The sequence below is a fragment of the Streptococcus sp. 959 genome (assembly GCF_013277075.1).
GTDB lineage: Bacteria > Bacillota > Bacilli > Lactobacillales > Streptococcaceae > Streptococcus > Streptococcus pseudopneumoniae_C.
In genome coordinates this window covers 106,463-112,776 of record NZ_VMMF01000010.1, presented here as the reverse complement: position 1 = coordinate 112,776, position 6,314 = coordinate 106,463, and the positions used below count along the sequence as shown (strand labels likewise).

Here is a 6,314-nt window from a genome sequence, read left to right as displayed (position 1 = left end):
TACTCAATGAAAATCAAAGAGCAAACTAGGAAGCTAGCCGTAGGTTGCTCAAAGCACTGCTTTGAGGTTGTAGATAGAACTGACGAAGTCAGTAACATATATACGGCAAGGCGAAGCTGACGTGGTTTGAATTTGATTTTCGAAGAGTATTATTCTTCATCTGGTGTGAGGATCATAGGGATAATAATCGGTTCACGTTCTGTATTTTCATAGAGGAAGGGGCGAATAGCGTTGACAATGGCACCATTGACAGATTGTACGCTAGCGTCCTTATTTTTCAGTGCGATACGAATAGCATTGAAGAGGATGCGCTGGCTTTGGCGAATCAAGTCGCCAGACTCTCTCATGTAGACAAAGCCTCGGCTAAGGATGTCTGGGCCAGACAAAATCATCTGAGATTTGAAGTCAACAGTTGCGACTGCCAGAACGACACCATCTTCAGATAAATCTCGACGATCTTTGAGGACAGCGGCACCGATTTCACCGATACGATTTCCATCGACATAGATATCTTGAGCGTTGAAATGACCTGCGATACGAGCTGAGTCAGCAGTAAGGGCAAGCACATCACCATTGCTCATGATAAAGATATTGTCCTTCTCAACACCAGTATCCACTGCTAGTCCAGCGTGGACTTTTTGCATGCGGTATTCACCGTGGACAGGCATGAAGTATTTTGGCTTAATCAAGCGGAGCATGAGTTTTTGCTCTTGCTGGCCACCGTGTCCAGATGTATGGATATTATTCACTTTACCGTGGATAACTTCAACACCAGCTTCAGAAATGATGTTGATCAGCTTGTTGACGCTAGTAGTATTTCCAGGGATTGGACTAGAAGAGAAGATAACAGTATCGCCTGGTTGGAGTTGTACCTGACGGTGGGTTCCGTTGGCGATACGAGAGAGGGCCGCCATAGGCTCGCCCTGACTACCTGTACAGAGGATGAGAACCTCGCCTGCAGGATAATCTTTGATTTCATTTGGCTCGATAAAGGTGCCCTTAGGAGCTTTGATGTAGCCAAGATCGATTCCGTTGACAATGGCCTTTTCCATAGAACGGCCAAATACCGCAATCTTACGTCCAGTCTTAACAGCAGCTTCTGTTGCTTGCTGGAGACGGAAGATATTTGAGGCAAAGGATGCAAAGATGATACGTCCTTCAATGCCTTGGATAATCTTCATGATGGACTGACCAACGACTTTTTCAGAGTTGGTAAAGGTTGGCACTTCTGCATTTGTCGAGTCAGACAGGAGACAGAGCACGCCTTCTTCGCCAAGGGCTGCCATACGGTGCAAGTCCGCAGGTTCTCCAACTGGAGTAAAGTCGAACTTGAAGTCACCCGTACAAACGATTTTCCCCTGAGGAGTATGGATGACAATCCCTAAAGGTTCTGGAATAGAGTGAGTCGTTCTAAAGAACGTTGCCTTGAGGTTTTTAAAGGTCAACTCAGTATTGTGGTTGATTTCGTAAAGTTTGGCGTTGCGCAAGAGGCCGTGTTCTTCGAGTTTCCCACGGATCAAAGCCAAGGCAAGCGGTCCAGCGTAGATAGGGACATTTGCTTGCTTGAGCAGGAAAGGAATCCCACCAATGTGGTCCTCGTGTCCGTGTGTAATCAAAACAGCCTTAACGCGGTCGATATTGTCCACGATATAAGAGTAGTCAGGAATGACATAGTCGATACCTAGCAAGTCATCTTCTGGGAATTTAATCCCAGCATCGACGATGATAATCTCATCTTGGTATTCAATCCCGTATGTATTTTTCCCGATTTCTCCCAGACCACCGATGGCAAAAACGCCGACTTCTTCAGGTTTAAGAGTATAGGCCATATTAGAACTCCGTGATTTCGAAGGCGCCAGTTTCTTTTTCGTAATCTAGCAATTTGTCAGACAAGAGTTCGATATACTCGATATTGTACTCTGGGCGATTTTCTTCGACAAGTTGACGAGCAGCGATGCGACCCTCAAGTTCTGAGCTGGCATCGATGTCTAGGTAAAGTGCGCGTGTAGTTTCACGACGTGGGCTACGTTCTTTTGTTTCTTGATAAAAAACTTTGTAAATCATATAGTTCCTTTCTATTTACAGGTCAGCTTATTCCAAACTTTTAGCAGATATTTGCTTGATTTCATTCCATTTTTTGTCTAGATTGACCTTGATTCGTTACAATTATTTCAATTATACCACAAAATGAAAAATTAGTAAAAGACGGAAACGAGAAAGTCATAGGGTCACTCATTAGGAAGCGTTTGCAAAAATAAAGAAAGTATGTTATCTTGATAATGGGAGTGGAATTTATCGTTTGTCATAATTTCCTATAGTTTTTAAGTCAAGGAGGTTGCCCTATGTATAACTTATTTTCTTTTGCTATCGGAGTCCGCTTGGTGGCTTTTATTGTTTTTGTTGTTTGTGTTTATGCGGGGAATCTTCTATTTGCCAAAATGGAACGACGACAAAGCAAGCTCTTGTGGAAGATTAGTTTTGTGACTCTCTACTCTCTTTTTCTCCTACTCGTGACCTATGTCGTTTGGTTTGTATTTTACTTTGGATTAAATGCTTAGATGCCCTGCTTATGCTGGGGCATTTTTGTTTGGGGGCAAAGAAAATTCCCATGTGCCAGCTTTTGTAGTATAATAGTAAGCAGACCAAAAGATAGGAATGTGTTATGAAAGTATTAGCTTTTGATACGTCCAGCAAGGCTCTTTCTCTCGCTATTTTAGAGGATAAGCAGGTTCTTGCCGAGACGACGATTAATATCAAGAAAAATCACAGTATTACCCTTATGCCTGCCATCGATTTTTTGATGGCAAGTTTGGATTGGACGCCCAAGGATTTGGACCGAATCGTGGTGGCAGAAGGGCCAGGTAGCTACACAGGCTTGCGAATTGCGGTCGCAACGGCTAAGACTTTGGCTCACACTCTGAACATCGAGTTAGTTGGTATGTCTAGCCTCTTGGCTTTGGTGCCCTACCAACAAGAAGGCTTGTTCGTCCCCTTGATGGATGCGCGTCGCAACAATGTTTATGCAGGATTTTATGAAAATGCTAAATCTGTCATGCCAGAAGCACACTTGCCTTTTGAGCGAGTGATTGAGTTAATCAAGGGCGCTAGTCAGGTAACCTTTGTCGGAGAAGTTGGCCCCTTTGTGGAGCAGATTCAAGAACACTTGCCAAGGACTAATTATAAAGAAACATTGCCTAATGCAGCCAATCTTGCTCTTTTGACTTGGGACAAGGAAGCAGACTCCTTGCATGATTTTGTGCCGAACTACCTCAAACGTGTTGAGGCTGAGGAAAACTGGCTCAAGAACCACACCGAGTCTGGTGAGTCTTATATTAAACGTCTATGATAGAAATCAAACGAATCCAACAACAGCCTGACCTGGCTCAAGCCACCTACGCTGTTATGGTAGATGTTTACTCAGTCAGTCCTTGGACGCTGGAACAAATCCAAGCAGACCTGTCCCAAGATCAGACTTGGTATGTTCTGGCTTATGATGGGGAAGAAGTGATTGGCTTTCTAGCTGTGCAGGAGAATCTTTTTGAGGCAGAAGTCTTGCAAATCGCTGTCAAAGGAGCTTATCAGGGTCAGGGAATTGCGTCAGCCTTGTTTGCTCAATTGCCGACAGACAAGGAAATTTTCCTCGAAGTTAGAAAGTCGAACCACCGAGCGCAAGCATTTTACAAGAAAGAAAAAATGGCAGTCATCGCTGAGCGAAAGGCTTATTACCATGATCCAGTCGAGGACGCCATCATCATGAAGAGAGAAATAGATGAAGGATAGATATATTTTAGCATTTGAGACATCCTGTGATGAGACCAGTGTTGCCGTCTTGAAAAACGACGACCATCTCTTGTCCAATGTCATTGCTAGTCAAATTGAGAGCCACAAACGTTTTGGGGGCGTAGTGCCTGAAGTAGCCAGTCGTCACCATGTCGAGGTCATTACAGCCTGTATCGAGGAGGCACTGGCAGAAGCAGGGATTACCGAAGAGGACGTGACAGCTGTGGCGGTTACCTATGGACCGGGCTTGGTCGGAGCCTTACTAGTAGGTTTATCAGCTGCTAAGGCCTTTGCTTGGGCTCATGGACTTCCGCTGATCCCTGTTAACCACATGGCTGGTCACCTCATGGCCGCTCAGAGTGTAGAGCCTTTGGAGTTTCCCTTGCTAGCACTTTTAGTAAGTGGTGGGCACACAGAGTTGGTCTATGTTTCTGAGGCAGGTGACTACAAGATTGTTGGAGAAACGCGAGATGACGCGGTTGGTGAGGCTTATGATAAGGTCGGCCGTGTCATGGGCTTGACCTATCCTGCAGGTCGTGAGATTGACGAGCTAGCTCATCAGGGGCAGGATATTTATGATTTCCCTCGTGCCATGATTAGGGAAGATAATCTGGAGTTTTCATTCTCAGGTTTGAAGTCTGCCTTTATCAATCTTCATCACAATGCCGAGCAAAAGGGAGAGAGCTTGTCTACAGCGGACTTGTGTGCATCCTTCCAAGCAGCTGTCCTGGATATTCTCATGGCAAAAACCAAGAAGGCTTTGGAGAAATACCCTGTTAAAACTCTAGTCGTGGCTGGAGGTGTGGCAGCCAATAAAGGTCTCAGAGAACGCCTAGCAACTGAAATTACAGATGTCAAGGTCATCATCCCCCCTCTGCGTCTCTGTGGAGACAATGCAGGCATGATTGCCTATGCCAGCGTTAGCGAGTGGAACAAAGAAAACTTTGCGAACTTGGACCTCAATGCCAAACCAAGTCTCGCTTTTGATACTATGGAATAAGGAGTCAGCTTAAGGCTGGCTTTTTTGCCTTTTTAAATGTCAGAATATTTTGACAAATTATTGTAAATAATGATATAATATATAAAGAATAGGAGGTGGCCAGATGATTGAGAGAATGGAATTGGGAGAATTTTACAAGGAATTGCGCTTGGCTAGAAAGCTAAAACAGTCAGATGTAGCTTGTGCTGGACTAACAGCCTCTCAGTTATCCAAGTTTGAACTAGGACAGTCTATGCTATCTGCGGACAAGCTGATCCTAGCTATTCAAGGGATCAATATGAATTTTGATGAGTTTGGGCACAAGCTCAACAACTATCAAGAATCCCCACATATGCGAATTGGTAGAAGGGTTGTGGATCGCTTTGCCCATCAAGATATTGCTGGCTTAGAGCAACTGTTGGAGGAAGTCGAGCAAGAACAGATGGCGCAGACCTATCGTCGTTTGAATGCCATTGTGATTAAAAACGCCATCCATTCCTTAAATAAGAGATATCCGCTAACAGATGAGGATAGGGAGTTTCTGACTATCTATCTCTATGCTATTGAGTCTTGGACCTGGTTTGAACTCTATCTTTTTTGCAATACCATGCCTTTCTTGAGCAATCAAGATTTGATATTTTTATCAACCGCTTTAATTGAGAAATCTAAAGAATTTAAAGAGTTAGTACACAATCGATTGTATATGAAGCAAGGGATTTTAAATATCTTATCAGAACTCATGGAGCGTAAACTTTTTTCCTATATCCCAATCTTTGAAGCCGAGTTGGAGAGTATGCTACGTCCGTATGATGTTTTTGAAAAAGTATTATGGCAATTTTTAAAGAAAATGAGTGTTTTCCTTCAAACTAAGGGAAGCAATCAAAAAGAGATTGAACACTTTATCCAATCTTTGCAAGTATTAGAAAATCCACAATTGATAGCCCTTTTTGAATTGCGTTTGCAGCAATTCAAAGAACTTATTGATTAGTCAACAATCGCAAATCTGAAATCTCTATAAGAAAAAATATCAAATATGCGATTTTCTAAAATAAGTCAATTTCTGTGTTATACTATCCCTGTAAAGCACTTGAAGCAAATCTTAAGTCGCAAAAGTGGTTTATAGATGGGAATTGGTACAGTATATGTTTAATTCTGAGCATGCTGTAAATAGCTGGACTAAAAGTGAAACTTGGTATCCTAGATAAAATGAGGTAAACGATGGAAAAGCAAAGTCAGTTGCAAATGTTGATTCATTCCCTGTACAATAATAAAGAAATTAGCTTGACGGAAGAATTTAGGAAGCAATTGCTGGAAACAGCGAAACAGTTTTCTAGTAGCAGTGAAGATTTGCTAGCTACACGTCTTTCTTTTGCCGTTTCTAAAGAATTATTGGGCTTTAAAGGTGAACCACCGACAGAGTTGTTGGATTTAGCAAAAATTGTCCAAAAGAAAGAAGCCAAATACAAGCAGGGAATAGTGTGGTCTGGTATTTTTAAAATATGATTCATTATAGGATACGTTATTAACATCGCATAATGGGTGAATCTAAAATGAA

8 protein-coding genes are annotated in these 6,314 nt (G+C 42.7%); 6 read left to right on the top strand and 2 right to left on the bottom strand.

The features are described from left to right. Positions 1-149: 149 nt before the first annotated feature. Together HT717_RS03765 and HT717_RS03760 are read right to left on the bottom strand one after the other, a co-directional pair. Positions 150-1,829, bottom strand: coding sequence for a ribonuclease J (locus HT717_RS03765; RefSeq protein ID WP_000331983.1), 1,680 nt, complete (start codon positions 1,827-1,829; stop codon positions 150-152). 1 nt (position 1,830) lies between these two features. Continuing rightward, entirely contained in the window at positions 1,831-2,064 is a 234-nt protein-coding gene (locus HT717_RS03760) for a DNA-dependent RNA polymerase subunit epsilon (RefSeq protein ID WP_000639572.1), read from the bottom strand. 278 nt (positions 2,065-2,342) lie between these two features. Between HT717_RS03760 and HT717_RS03755 the strand changes: the two genes are divergently transcribed. The 6 genes from HT717_RS03755 (at position 2,343) to HT717_RS03730 (ending at position 6,262) form a co-directional block, all read left to right on the top strand. Next, the gene (locus HT717_RS03755; RefSeq protein ID WP_049539856.1) at positions 2,343-2,558 is read left to right on the top strand and encodes a hypothetical protein; all 216 of its coding nucleotides are present in this window, start codon (positions 2,343-2,345) and stop codon (positions 2,556-2,558) included. Positions 2,559-2,662: 104 nt separating this feature from the next. Beyond that, positions 2,663-3,346, top strand: coding sequence for a tRNA (adenosine(37)-N6)-threonylcarbamoyltransferase complex dimerization subunit type 1 TsaB (gene tsaB, locus HT717_RS03750; protein ID WP_049539854.1), 684 nt, complete (start codon positions 2,663-2,665; stop codon positions 3,344-3,346). Next, positions 3,343-3,780: a ribosomal protein S18-alanine N-acetyltransferase gene (gene rimI, locus HT717_RS03745; protein WP_049539852.1), complete on the top strand. Its 438-nt coding sequence runs from the start codon at positions 3,343-3,345 to the stop codon at positions 3,778-3,780. Before tsaB ends, rimI begins: the two co-directional genes overlap by 4 nt. Continuing rightward, a complete protein-coding gene (tsaD, locus tag HT717_RS03740) occupies positions 3,770-4,780 on the top strand; it encodes a tRNA (adenosine(37)-N6)-threonylcarbamoyltransferase complex transferase subunit TsaD (RefSeq protein ID WP_049539850.1) in 1,011 nt (336 codons plus the stop codon). The genes rimI and tsaD overlap by 11 nt, the downstream gene beginning before the upstream one ends. A gap of 103 nt (positions 4,781-4,883) precedes the next feature. Further along, complete coding sequence (locus HT717_RS03735) at positions 4,884-5,747, top strand: XRE/MutR family transcriptional regulator (RefSeq protein WP_049539848.1); 864 nt, start codon at positions 4,884-4,886, stop codon at positions 5,745-5,747. 230 nt (positions 5,748-5,977) lie between these two features. Continuing rightward, positions 5,978-6,262, top strand: a complete 285-nt coding sequence (locus HT717_RS03730) for a hypothetical protein (protein ID WP_049539846.1) — start codon at positions 5,978-5,980, stop codon at positions 6,260-6,262. The last annotated feature ends 52 nt before the right edge of the window (positions 6,263-6,314 follow it).